Origin of the sequence: Flavobacterium limicola (genome assembly GCF_003634755.1) — a bacterium.
In the GTDB taxonomy this organism is placed as follows: domain Bacteria; phylum Bacteroidota; class Bacteroidia; order Flavobacteriales; family Flavobacteriaceae; genus Flavobacterium; species Flavobacterium limicola.
Window position 1 is genome coordinate 498295 of sequence record NZ_RBXA01000001.1, and the last position, 15236, is coordinate 513530.

Below are 15236 nucleotides of genomic sequence, written 5' to 3' on the forward strand. Positions count from 1 at the left end.
AAATTGACGTATCATTTACATGAAAACAAAAATAAAAAGAAATAAAGCAGTATTTATAGGATTATTTTTTTGCAATTTAATCATAGCCTTTTTGACGCCTTATATTTTACCAGAACGATATTTTAATGATACGATAACCATAATATTTGACAAAGGTCATGAAATAGGTTGGTTTGGCAGTTATCCGTTTGCCATTATGTTTTATAAAATTACTGGTATGCGACATTTCTCCTTTTTTGTTATTACCCTAATTCAATTTCCTATAGTAACCTACATCTTATATAAAATTGGAGTGCCTTCAAACTTCCATAAGTTAAATGTAAAGAATGGTTTGGTGTATGTTGCTCTTCTTCTCACGGGTATATACATGTCTATGCCAACTAAGGAATTTATAACTTTTGTAATGTTTTGCACCATTCCTTTTATATTTAAGTCTAATAAAAAACCAAGATTCAAAATTATTTTTTCATTGATTTTAATCGCTTGTTTTTCGTTTTTCAGACCTTATTACTTATTGATTCCAATATTTGCAATTGGGATGTATGTAATATCGTTTGTCAAATTTGAGAATAAAACATTTTCTACTATTTTTTATGGATTACTGATTGCCATTTTTTTATCGCTGAGTCATGGAGTTGTAAGAGGAGAGTATATTTCTAAACTAACAAGGGAAAATTATGTCATGAATAAGATTAATAAAAACAATATAAATACGGCTATTGTTTCGCCAATATCTCAAGATACTTGGTATGGTGAAGCGTTTGGTATTGTTTATGGTTTTATGGCGGTAAATGTACCTATAGTCGAAGCTATTAAGCATGTTTTATCTCCTCAAGTTCTAGCCTTTGTTGTATGGCAATTATTGATTTTTTATATTTTATTTGTAAGGTTTTCACGATGTTTAAAAAATAGAAAACAATATCAACTGGAGTTGTGGATATTACTAATTTTGTTCGCTTATTTTATAGTTCAAGGTATATTTGAACCCGATTTAGGTACTTCCATTAGACATAAAATAGGCCTTTTTCCTTTAATATATTTTGCATTGTATTATGAAAATTTCAGAAAAGAGATTCAACCAAGTATTTAATTTATTATTATTTTTAATTGCGATTACATTAATTTTCAGAAAACTATGTACAGTTTTCTTGATAGTTTTTGTAGTTTTCAATTTATTGTTTGTAAAAAAATTAAAGATTTCAAAAAGCCAACTACCAATTATGATAGTAATAGCAACTCCGTTTTTGATGGAAATGTTGTTTTTTGGAAATAATGATTCTTATGCTCTTGGTTTAAAATCACTCGAAAAAAGTCTTTCATTACTTTTTTTCCCAATATTTATAATTGGAAATTATCAACGGATCCAATTTCTTAAAATATTGAAAGCCTATTGTATTGGTACAACACTTATCATGATATTCTTTTTTGTGCGTTTTATAATGTTGTATCCGGAGCATTTCTTTAAATATCTTAATGGGATTCATCTTTGGGAAATGGGTTATGTATTTTCGGATAGTATTGGGATTCATGCACCGGCTCTTAATATGCACCTGGCTTTTGTAGCTTTTTCTAATCTTTATTTTTTGCTAGAAACTTCAAAAACAAATTATAATAAATGGTATAAAATAGGAGATTTAGTGCTTTTTATAACCTCTTTCTTTTTTGTTTTATATGTGAATACCAGAATGGCATTATTAGGTACTTTGTTCGGTTTTATGGTGGTGGGCTATTTCCAAATTTCCAAAAGGTATAGTTCTAAAATCATATTCAAAAGAGCAATTGTTATGTTGCTTTTGATTGGCTCCGTTTTATTTTTATTCATACAAAAGAATCCTTTCATGAAAGAGAAGTATTCTACCCAAATTTTTTCGAATATGGATAAAGTAGGGAAATTAGATGCCATAGATCATCCCGAAATAGCGGTTTACAGTTCTTTTGTAACCCGATTATCCATCTGGAAATCAGCATGGGAATTGTCCCTTAAAAACCTTCCTTTTGGAGTAGGAGCATCGGATGGAAAGATAGAATTAGTAAAGTATTTTAAAGAAACGAATCAAATATTTCTGGCAAAATATGAGTTCCCAACACACAATCAATTTTTAGATTATTTATTGAAATTTGGCATATTGGGACCAATTGTAGCCTTATTTTATATTGGATTTATTGCTTATTTGGGAATTAAGACAAAAAATGCAGTTGTACTTTCTTTCTTTTTTTTGTTTTTCATTTCAAACCTTACCGATGATTTCCTCCTTCGTTTTGATGGAATTGTTTTTAGCGGATTATGGATTTCTATATTTGCCAGTTATTGGCTTCAACAAAAAAGCAAGCGGGTTGCAGATAATATTTTTTTATAATAACACAAAAAAAACCGCTTATTTAGCGGTCTTAATTACATCTTTTTTAAATTCCAGTTTTGGAAGAATTTCTCCAACCTCAGGAAACTGTTTCAGTGTTTCTATTGGCACATTCTCCACTACATAGTCAGGACCTGGAGGCAGTGTTTTAAGATAGTCATCAGTCGCAGGAATTGAATTTGTTCTCCAACGTGCACCTTCTTTTATTAAATACCATTGCCCTGTTGAGGCGTGAACTATTTTCCCTTCATAACGGTCAAAGTCAGTTAGTTCAACTTTCACTTCATTAGACGCTTTTGGCGCAACCTCTTGAATGGAATCTTGCTGTGTCGTTTCCTCTTTCTTGTTTCCACAAGACAATGAAAATAAAGCAACTAGAGTCGCAATCATAAACGTTTTTTTCATTTGAATTTATTTTAAATGATAGAAATCAAAATTTCCGTAAATATCGTTATTTTTTTTAATCAAAGAAATTTAATAGAAGTTATATATAGTAGGAATATTTTTTAAAATAGATGCTAATGAGATAATTTACATCAATACTTTATAATTATTAAATTTGTGATACATTTGATTTATATTATTAAATGAGCCAAGAATAGCGAATCATTATTATTCTTTTACATCAAAAAAATGGCTAAAAAAAAGATAGTTCATTTATTGCATTCTATAGGAGGAGTCGATGTGTATTTAAGACTTGTTTTAGAAAATATGAATACTGATTCGTTTGAAAACATTGTTATTCATGGAACAAAAGACACGAAAAAACCTTTTTTTGATAAAAACGGGAATACAATAAAAGAATATAAAGTTTCTATTTTTAGAGATATTTCAATATTCTATGATATTAAATCATTATTTCAAACGTATAAAATTCTAAAAAAAGAAAAGCCAAATCTGATACACGCACACAGCGCTAAAGGTGGAATTGTAGGCCGAATTACAGGAAGATTATTAGGAATAAAAGTGATTTATACGCCACACGCTTTCTCTTATTTAAGCACGCAAAACAGTCTGAAAAGAAGCCTTTTTTTGAATATTGAAAAGCTTCTTGCCAATGAAAATAGTCTAATTCTTGCCACATCAGCATCCGAGAAAAAGCGTGCCATAGAAGAAGTTGGTTATAAACCAGGAAATGTGATAGTTTTCAATAATTGCATTGAACCTATAACTAAAATACAATCCTTAACCATTTCTAAAACGTGGCCTGAAGATTACATTTGTACCGTTGGTCGTCCATCATATCAAAAAAATATTGAACAAATGATACGGGTGATGCATGAAGTTAATAAAGAAGCTAAAATTCATTTAATAGTAATGGGAGTTGGTCCAGTATCAGGTCAGTTAGAATCCGTTAAAAAGTTGATTCAGGAGTTAGATATGGCCAATGACGTAACACTTTTAAATTGGACTGAAAGAACAGATGTTTTTCATATTATTAATCATTCTAAGTTTTATATTTCAACGTCCAGATATGAAGGAATGCCATATTCTATTATTGAAAGTTTAGCATTATCTAAAGCTTGTGTAGTTACTAATTGTGATGGAAATAAAGATTTGATTGTAAATAATTATAATGGATTTGTTGTTGATAATGAAGATATAAAGGGTTTTAAAAGTAAAATTTTGAAGTTATTGAGTGATAAAGAATTATTAGATAAGTTGTCAAAAAATGCGTTTAATTCGTATTCCGAAAACTATAATATTAAAGAAAATATTTCTGAACTGGAATCTATCTATTTAGAATAATATTGAAAAAAAGTTAATGTATAAAGAGCTCATCAAACAAAAGATTAAGAAAGAAAAATTTCATCCAGGGATTATTGGGTTTTTCATTAATTATAATTTTCTGATTCGGAAATCAATTCGAAGCGCCATAAAAAATAATGCTGATAAACTTAATGGTTCTTTGTTAGATTTTGGTTGTGGAACGAAGCCTTATAAAAAATTGTTTGTAAACGTGAAGGAATATATTGGTGTAGATTATAAAATTGAAGGAAGGGAACAAAATTACAATGAAGTAGATGAGTTTTATGATGGAAAAGTAATTCCATTTGAAAATGAACGGTTCGATTCTCTTTTGTGCACCGAAGTTTTAGAGCATGTTTTTAATATCGACGAATTATTAAAGGAATTTAATAGAGTTTTAAAGAAAAACGGAAAGGCTTTAATAACGACTCCTTTTATGTGGGAGGAACATGAAATGCCTTATGATTTTGCGAGGTATACAACACCTGCTTTAAAACATTTGTATCAAAAAAATGGTTTCAAAGTGATTGAAAACTTTAAAACAGGAAATTATATTGAAGTTATTTTTCAGTTCAATTTAAATTACATAAAGAATATACTCCCTGAAAATAAGTACTTAAGACAGGTTTTTCTAACTCCTTTTATCATCTTTTTTAATTTTCTTGGAGTGCTTTTCAGTTTAATATTGCCAATTGATAAAACAGCTTATTTCAATAATGTATTTGTTTTAGAAAAAATTGAATAATTTAAATTGCTTCACCAATAATTGAACATAAACGGTTATGAAATAAAAGATTTTGCTCATATTCCTTTCACAATCCTAACGATAAGTTTATTTTTGACAGAATCCTCTCTGTGAGGTTAAAGAGAGTGGTATTATAGAAGTAATTATTTGCTTTTAATAAATTACTTCTATGATATCCAAACTATAAAATCAATATGAAAAGAATACTCATCACCGGAGCCGCTGGATTTTTAGGATCACATCTTTGTGACCGTTTTATTAAAGAAGGTTATTTTGTTATTGGAATGGATAATCTCATTACGGGAGATTTAAAAAACATAGAGCATTTGTTCAAACTGGAGAATTTTGAATTTTATCATCATGATATCACCAAATTTGTTCATGTTCTGGGTCAACTAGATTATATTTTGCATTTTGCTTCGCCTGCAAGCCCAATAGATTATTTGAAAATTCCGATACAAACCTTAAAAGTGGGTTCTCTTGGAACGCATAATCTTTTAGGATTGGCACGTGTTAAAAAGGCGAGAATCCTTATTGCATCTACTTCTGAAGTCTACGGAGATCCATTGGTTCATCCACAAACGGAAGAATATTATGGAAATGTAAATACGATTGGACCACGAGGCGTTTATGATGAAGCAAAGCGTTTTCAGGAATCGATAACCATGGCGTATCATACGTTTCATGGTGTAGAAACTCGAATCGTTAGAATTTTCAATACTTATGGTCCAAGAATGCGTCTTAATGATGGCCGCGTAATTCCCGCTTTTATAGGTCAGGCAATTCGTGGAGAAGACTTAACTATTTTTGGGGACGGAATGCAAACCCGTTCGTTTTGTTATGTAGATGATCAGGTAGAAGGTATTTTTAGATTATTGCATTCTGATTATGTGTATCCGGTCAACATTGGAAATCCAGATGAAATCACCATCAAGGATTTTGCCGAAGAAATTATAAAACTCACGGGAACCAATCAAAAAGTAGTATATCATCCTTTACCTGTAAATGATCCTTTACAACGTCAGCCTGATATCACAAAGGCAAAAGAACTGCTTGGGTGGGAAGCCAAAATAGGTCGTGCCGAGGGAATGAAAATCACTTACGACTATTTCAAATCGTTGTCCAAAGAAGAACTTTCTAAAGAAGAACATAAAGATTTTTCAGGTTACATTAAATAGCAAAAGAATAACATAATTTTATATTCGTTTTTAAATCATTGGTAACGAGAGGAGTAATGGAATTCATTCATCAAATATGACGGCATCTCAAACAGGAAGATATTCAAAATACATTAGACCCATTAGTATTTCAGTAGACCTAATTGTTATTTTGACTCTTGGTTTTTTCTTTTTCAAAGACCTTAATTTTAACATTGAGCGCTTTCTTGTTTATCAGTTATTTGGGTGGATTACAGTTGCTTTTTTTATAAGGTTCTACGAGATATATCGCTTTACAACTCCACTTGAAATAATCTCAAAAATAGTCAAACAAGGTGTCATATTCCTTTTAATAACCATTGCTTTTTTCCCGTTTTCAAAACAAGTTGTTTTTAGCGGATTAATGGTTGCGATGTTTATATTCTCCGTCATGCTACTGATTACTATTTCAAAATTTTTATTGTTTTATTATTTAAAAAAATATCGAATATTAACAGGAAGTAATTATAGAAACGCTGTCATAATTGGTTATACTCCGGAGGCGATAGCATTAAAAAATCTTTTTGAAACAAGAAGTGATTATGGCTATCGTTTTTTAGGCTATTTTTCAGATAAGAAATCAAATCAAAATATTACAGGGAAATTGATAGATTTGAAACCTTTTGTTATTGAAAATTCTGTCGATGAAATTTATTGCTCTTTGAATGAAATTTCAAATGAAGATTTGAAAGATTTAATTGATTTTGCTGATGAAAATTATAAAAAGATAAAATTTATACCAGATACAAAAGAGATTTTTTCTAAAAATTTAAAAATTGACTATTACGAATTTTTCCCGGTACTATCGCTGAAAAAAACTATGCTCCATGAGCCTGCTACAATGATATTCAAAAGGGTTTTTGACATTATTTTTTCAATTACAATTATTATTGGTCTCTTGTCTTGGCTAATTCCTTTATTAGCGATTTTAATAAAATTAGAATCTAGAGGTCCGGTTTTTTTTAAACAAGGAAGACCAGGAATTGATGAAAATGAATTTTTATGTTATAAATTTCGTTCCATGAAAATCAATAAAACAACTGAAAAAGAAGCCTCTAAAAATGATCCTCGCGTTACTAAAATAGGAAGGTTTATGAGAAAAACAAGCTTAGATGAAATGCCTCAATTTCTAAATGTTTTATTGGGTGACATGTCAGTAGTAGGTCCAAGACCGCATCTTTGGGCTCAAAATAAAGTTTATGGAAATAAAGTTAAAAAATATATGGTGAGGCATTGTGTTAAACCAGGAATTACTGGATTAGCTCAGGTTAATGGTTTCCGTGGTGAAATTCAAACGGAAGACGATATGATTAATAGAATAAAATTCGATGTTTTCTATATTGAAAATTGGTCTTTAATTTTAGATTTAAAAATAATTTTCCAAACGGTTATCAATATTTTTAAAGGAGAAGAAAAAGCCTATTAGAAAATATTTTGTCGAATTAAATCTTCTATTTGTATATCAAGATTAAACGAAGTTTGAACATTATTAAAAATCTGTTTTTTCATTAAATCCAATTCTGGTTTTTGAATATTTGAAATGGTTTGCAGTTTCTCGTTCAAATCATCATAGTTTCCTACTTTGGCTACCCAGCCTAAATTATGCTTTTCAGTTATGGTTTCACCTTCACCACCACCAAAGTATAAAACTGGAAATCCCAATGCGCCATACTCAAAAATTTTTGAAGGAACAGAACCATAAATTCTGGTCTTCAAAGGAACTATTGTGACATCAAAAGATTTTAATTTTTCGTGTAAAGCTTTACGTTCTAACATTCCATAAAAGAAAATTTTATTATCTGCTCTGGACTGAATCAGCGCTTCTATTTGTTTTTTTTCAGCACCATCACCAAATAGGTGTAACTCGATATTTAAGTCTTCTAAATTGATTTTTTGACACATTTCTAAGACTCCCTGCGCCACACCAAAAAGACCGGCATAGAATATTTTAATAGGTTCGTTTTCTCGGGTTTCCAAATCCATTTCAACCGTTTTATGGTCTGGAAAATTGCGATATAAAAAACATTTTTTTTCAGGGGAAATGGATTGGATATGAATAATAATTTCGTTGGATTGGCCTAAAATTAAACTTGCTTTTTTGTAGATAAAACGTTCTAAAAATAAAGATACACGATGCGAAAATGAATTGGCTTTTAAAGCATTTAATTCAACGGCAGCCAATGGCCATAAATCAGAAACATTCAGGATAATTTTTTTTCGCTTCAGCGAAAGAACAAAAACTGAAATAAAAGAAAGCAATAACGGCGGTGATTGAACCACTACTTTTTGCGGTGTTTTTTGAAACAATAAGTAAAAAAATAAACCCAAAGAAAAGGATAAAACAGATAGTAGTCTTTTGATTATATTTTTGCTGTTGCTTGGATAAATCCAAAGACGTTTTACAATAATATTTTGTAGATTTTCAGTAACAAAAAATTTGCCTTTGTATTCCGGAAATAGTTCGCCTTTGGGATAATTACCCAAAGGACAAATTACAGAAACGGTATAATTATTTTGATGTAATTTTAAAGCCAGCTGCTCAATTCGATTCGCTGCCGCACCTTTCTCTGGTGGATAATAATTCGATATGATGAGGATTTGTTCCATTATTTTTTTGAAAGTAAAATATCAATTATTCGTTCAGAAGCGTTACCATCCCAAAGTTCAGGAATTCCTGTTTTTCGAGGACCATTTTTAAGAAATTCTCCAAACATTTTATTTAGATTCTCAATCGATGTGCCAACTAAAATATTCGTGCCTATGGTTTCTGTTTCAGGTCTTTCGGTATTGTTTCGCATGGTGAAACAAGGAATTCCTAAAACCGTTGTTTCTTCTGAAATTCCGCCAGAATCTGTAATGACAGCAAAACTGTTTTTAATTAAAAACATAAAATTCAAATAGCCTTGTGGTTCAACAAATACTATGTTTTTTAAGTTTAAATTAGTTTCACCTAAAATCGCTTTTGTTCTCGGATGGATAGGGAAAATTACTTTTTTATCACCAACCATTTTATCAATTCCTTGCAAAAGTTGAATCAATGATTGCTCTTCATCTACATTCGAAGGACGGTGTAAAGTCAAAATGATGTAATTCTTGGTTTCTAAATTGAATTCATTCCAAAAAATTGGAGCCGAAATTCGAGCTAGGTTTTGATATAAAGTGTCTATCATTACATTCCCAACAAAATGAATATTAGAAGAATCTGCCCCATATTTCAACAAATTTTCCCTTGCCCAAATTGAGGTTGTAAAAAAATAATCAGTTATACTATCCGTAACAATTCGATTGATTTCCTCCGGCATTGTCATATCACCTGAACGTATACCCGCCTCTACATGGGTTACTTTGATATTTAATTTTTTTGCAACAATCGCACAGGCCATAGTCGAGTTGACATCGCCAACCACCAAAACTAAATCACATGGATTTTGCAGTAATTCTTGTTCAAAAGCAACCATTATTGCGGCAGTTTGTACTGATTGTGAGCCACTTTTCACCTCTAAATTTACATTCGGCTCAGGAATATTTAATTCTTGAAAAAATGTATCGCTGAGGTTTTTATCATAATGTTGTCCAGTATGCACCAATCGATAGGAGATTTTCGCACCTTCGGCTTGTTTTTTCTCTATCGCTTTAATAATGGGGGCGATTTTTATAAAATTGGGTCTTGCACCTGCAACTATTGTGATTTTCATAATGTTATTTTACAAATGAAACAAATTGTTTTAATTTTCCGCTTTTGTTTCGTTCTAATTTTTCTTTTTTATTGAAGATGAACACCAAATCATTTTCTAAATAAAGTGCTATCGCTTTTTCAATTTTTTCAATTTGTGCCAAATTTAATTCGGTTTCGCTCACATATTCAATTTCAAATGTATCTATTTTGGTTTGTCTAATCACAAATTCTTTCACGTTTCCGTCATCTTCAATGATGCTTTTTGTCACATAATAAAAGGTAAGTCCAGGTGATTTTTTACCGCTGGGTAAAATGGCAACATCATTGGTTCGGCCTATTAATTTTTTGAGAATCGGTTTTTGTAAAGTGCTTTGTTCATCCAGAATTCCAATATCACCAATGTCATATCGTATGAACGGATGTGCTTTATTGAACAAAGAAGTTATGACGATACGACCAGAAGTACCATTAGGAACCGCTTTATTATTTTCGTCCAAAATTTCCACGAACAACGTTTCCGAATTGACTTGCCATTCGTCTTGAGGATTTTCAAAAGCAATCAAATCCAGTTCCGAAGCGCCGTATTCATTGACAATAGGAATACCAAATTGTTTTTCTAAAAGGATTTTGTCTTCTTCAAAAAGCATTTCAGAAGTTACCATACATACTTTCAAAGTGGGACAAATTGCGGTTAATACGATGTTTCTCTTTTGTAAAAATTTAGCAAATAAAACTATCGAACTCGTATATCCATTGATGTAATTGAATTTTTTAGTTCGAAAATGATTCAAAAATCCTTCTAAAACTTCATCCGATAAATCAAAAATGGAGAACCGAAACCGATGGCCCAAAAAATCCTTAAAGCGTTCTTTTTTGTTTCCAATAAAATCCATTAGAATACCATAAAAACGCGCTTGGTAGGAAGTATTAAAATCGATCCCATACCAACCAAAACGGTACATGTTTGAAGCCCAAGTCAACGCATGACAGTATTTATCTTTGGCAAAAATAAAGGGAGTTCCGCTGGAACCGGATGTTTTATTTATGTAACTGTTTTTTGTTGAATACTCTTTCGAGAGCCTATCCAATAATGGTTTTTGTAAGTTTTTCTTATTCAAAACGGGTAAATCTTCCCAGCTTGTAAAAGTTGTAGTACCGACTAAATCTTTGTAAAAAACATTGTTTTGCAAATGATAATCGACAATTTCCAATTTTTTATTTGCAACGAAAACTTCATGTTCTTTTTCAGAAAAGGCTACAATTTTCCGTAATTCGGCTTTAGCTTCCATCATTGGGAAGCCATTTATTTGTAGCGATAAGTCGAATAGTCGAAACATGTTAGAGGTATATTCCACCAAAAATAATATTTACCAACAACTAATAATGGAGAACCAACAACTTTTTGAGAATTAATTATTTTTTAAGTTCAAAAGCAATTATTTTTGCACGACAACTAAACACAACTACACATGACAATTTTACTACTGGGTTCGGGCGGAAGAGAGCATGCTTTTGCATGGAAAATGATTCAAAGTCCGCTTTGTGACACTCTTTTTGTAGCTCCGGGAAATGCGGGAACGGCTTCTATAGCTACTAATGTTGCCATCAGTCCAACTGATTTTGAAGCTATAAAAAAGTTTGTTATTCAGGAAAAAGTAGCAATGGTTGTGGTAGGACCAGAAGATCCTTTAGTAAAAGGGATTTATGATTTCTTTCTAAACGATGCTGCATTAACTCATATTCCGGTTATTGGTCCGTCAAAAATGGGTGCGCAACTGGAAGGAAGTAAAGAATTTGCCAAAGAATTTCTAATCAAACATAACATTCCAACTGCTGCTTACGATAGTTTTACTGCAGAAACAGTAGAAAAAGGATGTGAATTCTTGGAAACACTGCAACCGCCTTATGTTTTGAAAGCAGATGGTTTAGCTGCAGGAAAAGGAGTTTTGATTATTCAGGATTTGGCAGAAGCCAAAGAAGAATTAAGAAACATGTTGGTGCATCAAAAATTTGGTGACGCCAGTTCTAAAGTGGTTATCGAAGAATTCCTGGACGGAATAGAATTAAGCTGCTTCGTTCTTACCGATGGAAAAAATTACAAAATATTGCCAACAGCCAAAGATTACAAACGCATTGGCGAAGGCGATACAGGTTTAAATACAGGCGGAATGGGAGCGGTTTCTCCAGTTCCTTATGTTGATGCTGTTTTGATGGAAAAAATAGAAACACGCATTGTAAAACCTACGATTGACGGTTTCCAGAAAGATGGAATTCCGTACAAAGGATTTGTTTTCATTGGGTTAATCAATGTCAATAACGAACCAATCGTAATTGAATATAATGTGCGAATGGGTGATCCAGAAACCGAAGTGGTTATTCCAAGATTAAAAACGGATTTAGTAGAATTATTTTTGGCTGTTGCCAATGAAAAACTAGACGAAATTAATCTGGAAATTGATGAAAGAAGCGCCACTACAATTATGGTTGTTTCTGGAGGATATCCAGAGGAATTCGAAAAAGGAAAAGTAATTTCTGGAATAGATAACATTCAAGATTCCATTGTTTTTCACGCAGGAACAAAACTGGATAATGGAAACACAGTATCAAACGGAGGAAGAGTTTTAACCGTAACTTCTTATGGAAATAATTTTGAAGAGGCCATAAAAAAATCTTACCAAAACATAGATAAACTACATTTTGATAAGATGTATTTTAGAAAAGATATTGGAAACGACTTGAAATAGTTTCCAATTATTGTTCACTTTTTTTCAAATATTATTTTAAGAAAGAGTGAGCGGTAGTATCTTGCTTCTCAGTTCCGGCGTCTTCAAAAATTTTCAATTGTTTAATCCAGTATACCATTGCCAAAGCGCAAATAATCATGAAAATCCAATTGATTGTATTTGCCGCAAACCAAGATGACAGCTCTAATGAACGTAAAAAGTCTAGAGGAGCAAATAAAATATTTACAAATAAGTATTGTATTCCTTCGAAAAATGCTTTCATAATGTATAAAATTAATTTATTAATTGTCTTAAGGAACTTGGTATCTTAAAAAAGAGAATCTTTTTTGAACTTGGAGAGTTTCCTTTTTAAACAAGTACTATATTTACAACCACAAAAGTATAAAATATCCTTATGATAACAAGTGTTTTTAAAAAATCTACACCATTAAATTTTGCATTGGTCGTTATTTTAATGCTAGTTTTCTTTTTAATGTATCAAATTCAAGATTTATCTTGGGTAAGTTCTGGTTTTTTAATTTTTAAAAAAGCAACAACATTTATTATTTTGTTGGCATCAGTTTTCTTAATTGACTTTATTGCCCGCAGAAATGCACTTAGTAAAGACAGTAGTTATACGATTTTTTTCTACTTTTTATTTTTACTTTTTTTTCCTTCGGTACTGGATAATACAAATTTAATTATTTCTAATTTTTTTATTTTATTAGCGCTTCGCAGATTAATTTCGTTACAATCACTAAAAGAATCCAAAGAAAAAATATTTGATGCTTCCTTGTGGATTTTTATAGCCTCCATATTTCATTTTTGGAGTATTATCTTTATAGTGTTGGTTTTTATTTCTATAATTTTTCATGTTTCCAGAGATTATAGAAACTGGATATTGCCTTTTATTGCCTTTTTTACGGTTGGAATTTTCTATATGTTCGTAATCACGCTTTTTGATATAAACGGCTTTGAACAAATGTACTCCAACATTAAAATAAGTTTTGAACTCAACTATTTTACTAATAATTATCAAAATGGGGCCTTATCAATTTACTTGACTGTGGCTTTGTTTTTTATTATCGCAATGTTTATGTCTTTGTCTAATAGACCATTATTGTTGCATAGTTCATATAAAAAAATAATTGTATCATTTTTCATTGGCCTTTTAATTTTCATAATTTCTTCCAATAAAAGTAATGATTTACTGTTATTTACTTTTGCTCCATTAGCAGTTATGGCTACGGGTCACATTGAAATTCCTCAAGAAAAACTAAATCAGGAATTAGTTCTGTTTGTGTTAATCGCCTGCAGTTTATTTGCTTTTTTCAGCCAATTATAATTTTTCACCGTAGGCTAAATCACCCGCATCACCCAGTCCCGGAACAATATAACTGTGCTCGTTCAGCTTTTCATCTAAAGAAGCAACCCAAAGATGACAGTTTTCAGGCAAGTGTTCTTCTAAATGCGCAATGCCTTCCGGGGCAGCAATCACAACGGCAATATGTATTTCTTTTGGAGTTCCTCTTTCCATTAATTTATTGAATACGGCAACAATGGATTGACCAGTGGCAAGCATCGGATCAACTATGATTAGATTTTTCCCATTTATGTCAGCAATGGCTTGGTATTGCACTAAAATATCAAAGTAATCATCATTATTGGGATGGTGACGGTAAGCAGATACGAAACCATTTTCGGCGCTGTCAAAATAATTTAGAAAACCCAAATGCAATGGCAATCCGGCTCTCAGAATAGAACATAAAACCAATTGATCTTTGATTTCAGTCGTATTTTTAATGCCTAGCGGCGTTTGTATTTCAATGGGTGCGTAATGCAGTTCTTTACTTAGTTCATACGCCATTATTTCACCAATACGTTCAATATTTCTTCGGAAACGCATGCTGTCATTGTGAACATTCACATTCCGTATTTGTCCCAAAAAGTGATTTAGGACACTGTTCCCTTCCGATAAATAATGAATTTGCATGGTTGTATTTTTGTAATTAAACTTCTAGTTATTTTTTTATGGTATAAAAGTATAAAAAGTATCTTTGTCTTTTAATATATAAAGATATGTTTTCAAAACTAGCGTACTCCGTATTCGAACAAAGTATCAAAGATTATCATCAATTTGATAATGTTGATCAGCCTATAAACAATCCTTTTCCGAAGGATAAATTTGAACATTTGTTGTATCACAAAAACTGGATTGACACTGTTCAATGGCATTTTGAGGATATTATTCGTGATCCAAATATTAATCCAGTTGCTGCTTTGACTTTGAAAAGAAGAATTGATGCTTCTAATCAAGAACGTACCGATATGGTTGAATATATTGACAGTTATTTTCTTCAGAAATACAGTCATGTTGTGGTAAAAGACCACGCAAAAATCAATTCAGAAAGTCCTGCTTGGGCTTTTGACCGATTGTCAATTCTTGCTTTGAAAATTTATCACATGCAAGAAGAAGCTACTCGTGCTGAGGCTTCACAAGAGCATAGAGATAAATGTCAGGCGAAATTGAATATTTTGTTGGAACAAAGAACGGATTTGTCAACTGCTATTGATGATTTGTTGACCGATATTGCAAACGGAGATAAATTCATGAAAGTGTACAAACAAATGAAAATGTACAACGATGATGATTTGAATCCTGTTTTGTATCAAGCCAAAAAATAAGATGTTTAAAAAAACTTTTTTTGGATCAGAACCTTTGTTTTTTCAGCTGATATATAGCATAACTTTTTTAGGGTTTTTATATGTAATGTACGAAGTTATTTTTCT

Annotated in this window: 15 protein-coding genes; 9 read left to right on the forward strand and 6 right to left on the reverse strand. The window is 31.3% G+C overall.

Annotated elements, in window-relative coordinates; all coding sequences use genetic code 11:
- Window positions 1-19 precede the first annotated feature (19 nt).
- A complete protein-coding gene (locus tag BC952_RS02140; protein ID WP_121364054.1) occupies window positions 20-1090 on the forward strand; it encodes a hypothetical protein in 1071 nt (356 codons plus the stop codon).
- A 130-nt stretch (window positions 1091-1220) separates the two neighbouring features.
- The gene (locus BC952_RS02145) at window positions 1221-2357 is read left to right on the forward strand and encodes an O-antigen ligase family protein (protein WP_244200078.1); all 1137 of its coding nucleotides are present in this window, start codon (window positions 1221-1223) and stop codon (window positions 2355-2357) included.
- A gap of 18 nt (window positions 2358-2375) precedes the next feature.
- Here BC952_RS02145 and BC952_RS02150 read toward each other — a convergent pair whose 3' ends face one another.
- On the reverse strand, window positions 2376-2762 hold the full coding sequence (locus BC952_RS02150) for a hypothetical protein (RefSeq protein WP_121364056.1): 387 nt from the start codon (window positions 2760-2762) through the stop codon (window positions 2376-2378).
- A gap of 228 nt (window positions 2763-2990) precedes the next feature.
- Between BC952_RS02150 and BC952_RS02155 the strand changes: the two genes are divergently transcribed.
- The 4 genes from BC952_RS02155 (at window position 2991) to BC952_RS02170 (ending at window position 7473) form a co-directional block, all read left to right on the forward strand.
- Window positions 2991-4106 (forward strand): glycosyltransferase, encoded by a 1116-nt coding sequence (locus BC952_RS02155; RefSeq protein ID WP_121364057.1) that lies wholly within the window; start codon window positions 2991-2993, stop codon window positions 4104-4106.
- Window positions 4107-4122: 16 nt separating this feature from the next.
- A complete protein-coding gene (locus BC952_RS02160; RefSeq protein WP_121364058.1) occupies window positions 4123-4851 on the forward strand; it encodes a class I SAM-dependent methyltransferase in 729 nt (242 codons plus the stop codon).
- A gap of 194 nt (window positions 4852-5045) precedes the next feature.
- A complete protein-coding gene (locus BC952_RS02165) occupies window positions 5046-6029 on the forward strand; it encodes a UDP-glucuronic acid decarboxylase family protein (RefSeq protein ID WP_121364059.1) in 984 nt (327 codons plus the stop codon).
- A gap of 76 nt (window positions 6030-6105) precedes the next feature.
- Complete coding sequence (locus tag BC952_RS02170) at window positions 6106-7473, forward strand: undecaprenyl-phosphate glucose phosphotransferase (RefSeq protein ID WP_121364060.1); 1368 nt, start codon at window positions 6106-6108, stop codon at window positions 7471-7473.
- Here the strand turns inward: BC952_RS02170 and BC952_RS02175 are convergent.
- From BC952_RS02175 to BC952_RS02185, 3 genes are read right to left on the reverse strand one after another with little or no spacing between them, the layout of a single operon-like run.
- Window positions 7470-8654 (reverse strand): glycosyltransferase family 4 protein, encoded by a 1185-nt coding sequence (locus tag BC952_RS02175; RefSeq protein WP_121364061.1) that lies wholly within the window; start codon window positions 8652-8654, stop codon window positions 7470-7472. The genes BC952_RS02170 and BC952_RS02175 overlap by 4 nt on opposite strands.
- Complete coding sequence (gene wecB / locus BC952_RS02180; protein WP_121364062.1) at window positions 8654-9742, reverse strand: non-hydrolyzing UDP-N-acetylglucosamine 2-epimerase; 1089 nt, start codon at window positions 9740-9742, stop codon at window positions 8654-8656. The genes BC952_RS02175 and wecB overlap by 1 nt, the downstream gene beginning before the upstream one ends.
- 4 nt (window positions 9743-9746) lie before the next feature.
- Window positions 9747-11060 carry a phenylacetate--CoA ligase family protein gene (locus BC952_RS02185; RefSeq protein WP_121364063.1) on the reverse strand — a complete coding sequence of 438 codons (1314 nt, stop codon included), beginning with the start codon at window positions 11058-11060 and terminating at the stop codon, window positions 9747-9749.
- 132 nt (window positions 11061-11192) lie between these two features.
- On the opposite strand from BC952_RS02185, the gene purD reads away from it, so the two are divergent.
- Window positions 11193-12467 (forward strand): phosphoribosylamine--glycine ligase, encoded by a 1275-nt coding sequence (purD, locus tag BC952_RS02190; RefSeq protein ID WP_121364064.1) that lies wholly within the window; start codon window positions 11193-11195, stop codon window positions 12465-12467.
- Between the two features lie 31 nt (window positions 12468-12498).
- On the opposite strand, the gene BC952_RS02195 is transcribed toward purD, so the two are convergent.
- Window positions 12499-12729 carry a DUF6341 family protein gene (locus BC952_RS02195; RefSeq protein WP_121364065.1) on the reverse strand — a complete coding sequence of 77 codons (231 nt, stop codon included), beginning with the start codon at window positions 12727-12729 and terminating at the stop codon, window positions 12499-12501.
- 132 nt (window positions 12730-12861) lie between these two features.
- Between BC952_RS02195 and BC952_RS02200 the strand changes: the two genes are divergently transcribed.
- Window positions 12862-13791, forward strand: a complete 930-nt coding sequence (locus BC952_RS02200) for a DUF6427 family protein (RefSeq protein ID WP_121364066.1) — start codon at window positions 12862-12864, stop codon at window positions 13789-13791.
- Here the strand turns inward: BC952_RS02200 and upp are convergent.
- Complete coding sequence (gene upp / locus BC952_RS02205; RefSeq protein WP_121364067.1) at window positions 13786-14439, reverse strand: uracil phosphoribosyltransferase; 654 nt, start codon at window positions 14437-14439, stop codon at window positions 13786-13788. The genes BC952_RS02200 and upp overlap by 6 nt on opposite strands.
- Window positions 14440-14525: 86 nt before the next feature.
- On the opposite strand from upp, the gene BC952_RS02210 reads away from it, so the two are divergent.
- Window positions 14526-15131 carry a DUF4254 domain-containing protein gene (locus BC952_RS02210; protein ID WP_121364068.1) on the forward strand — a complete coding sequence of 202 codons (606 nt, stop codon included), beginning with the start codon at window positions 14526-14528 and terminating at the stop codon, window positions 15129-15131.
- The last annotated feature ends 105 nt before the right edge of the window (window positions 15132-15236 follow it).

Coding starts and splice junctions, on each gene's coding strand:
- BC952_RS02140 (WP_121364054.1), top strand. CDS start 20: ATGAAAACAAAAATAAAAAGAAATAAAGCAGTATTTATAGGATTATTT.
- BC952_RS02145 (WP_244200078.1), top strand. CDS start 1,221: ATGATAGTAATAGCAACTCCGTTTTTGATGGAAATGTTGTTTTTTGGA.
- BC952_RS02150 (WP_121364056.1), bottom strand. CDS start 2,762: ATGAAAAAAACGTTTATGATTGCGACTCTAGTTGCTTTATTTTCATTG.
- BC952_RS02155 (WP_121364057.1), top strand. CDS start 2,991: ATGGCTAAAAAAAAGATAGTTCATTTATTGCATTCTATAGGAGGAGTC.
- BC952_RS02160 (WP_121364058.1), top strand. CDS start 4,123: ATGTATAAAGAGCTCATCAAACAAAAGATTAAGAAAGAAAAATTTCAT.
- BC952_RS02165 (WP_121364059.1), top strand. CDS start 5,046: ATGAAAAGAATACTCATCACCGGAGCCGCTGGATTTTTAGGATCACAT.
- BC952_RS02170 (WP_121364060.1), top strand. CDS start 6,106: ATGACGGCATCTCAAACAGGAAGATATTCAAAATACATTAGACCCATT.
- BC952_RS02175 (WP_121364061.1), bottom strand. CDS start 8,654: ATGGAACAAATCCTCATCATATCGAATTATTATCCACCAGAGAAAGGT.
- wecB (WP_121364062.1), bottom strand. CDS start 9,742: ATGAAAATCACAATAGTTGCAGGTGCAAGACCCAATTTTATAAAAATC.
- BC952_RS02185 (WP_121364063.1), bottom strand. CDS start 11,060: ATGTTTCGACTATTCGACTTATCGCTACAAATAAATGGCTTCCCAATG.
- purD (WP_121364064.1), top strand. CDS start 11,193: ATGACAATTTTACTACTGGGTTCGGGCGGAAGAGAGCATGCTTTTGCA.
- BC952_RS02195 (WP_121364065.1), bottom strand. CDS start 12,729: ATGAAAGCATTTTTCGAAGGAATACAATACTTATTTGTAAATATTTTA.
- BC952_RS02200 (WP_121364066.1), top strand. CDS start 12,862: ATGATAACAAGTGTTTTTAAAAAATCTACACCATTAAATTTTGCATTG.
- upp (WP_121364067.1), bottom strand. CDS start 14,439: ATGCAAATTCATTATTTATCGGAAGGGAACAGTGTCCTAAATCACTTT.
- BC952_RS02210 (WP_121364068.1), top strand. CDS start 14,526: ATGTTTTCAAAACTAGCGTACTCCGTATTCGAACAAAGTATCAAAGAT.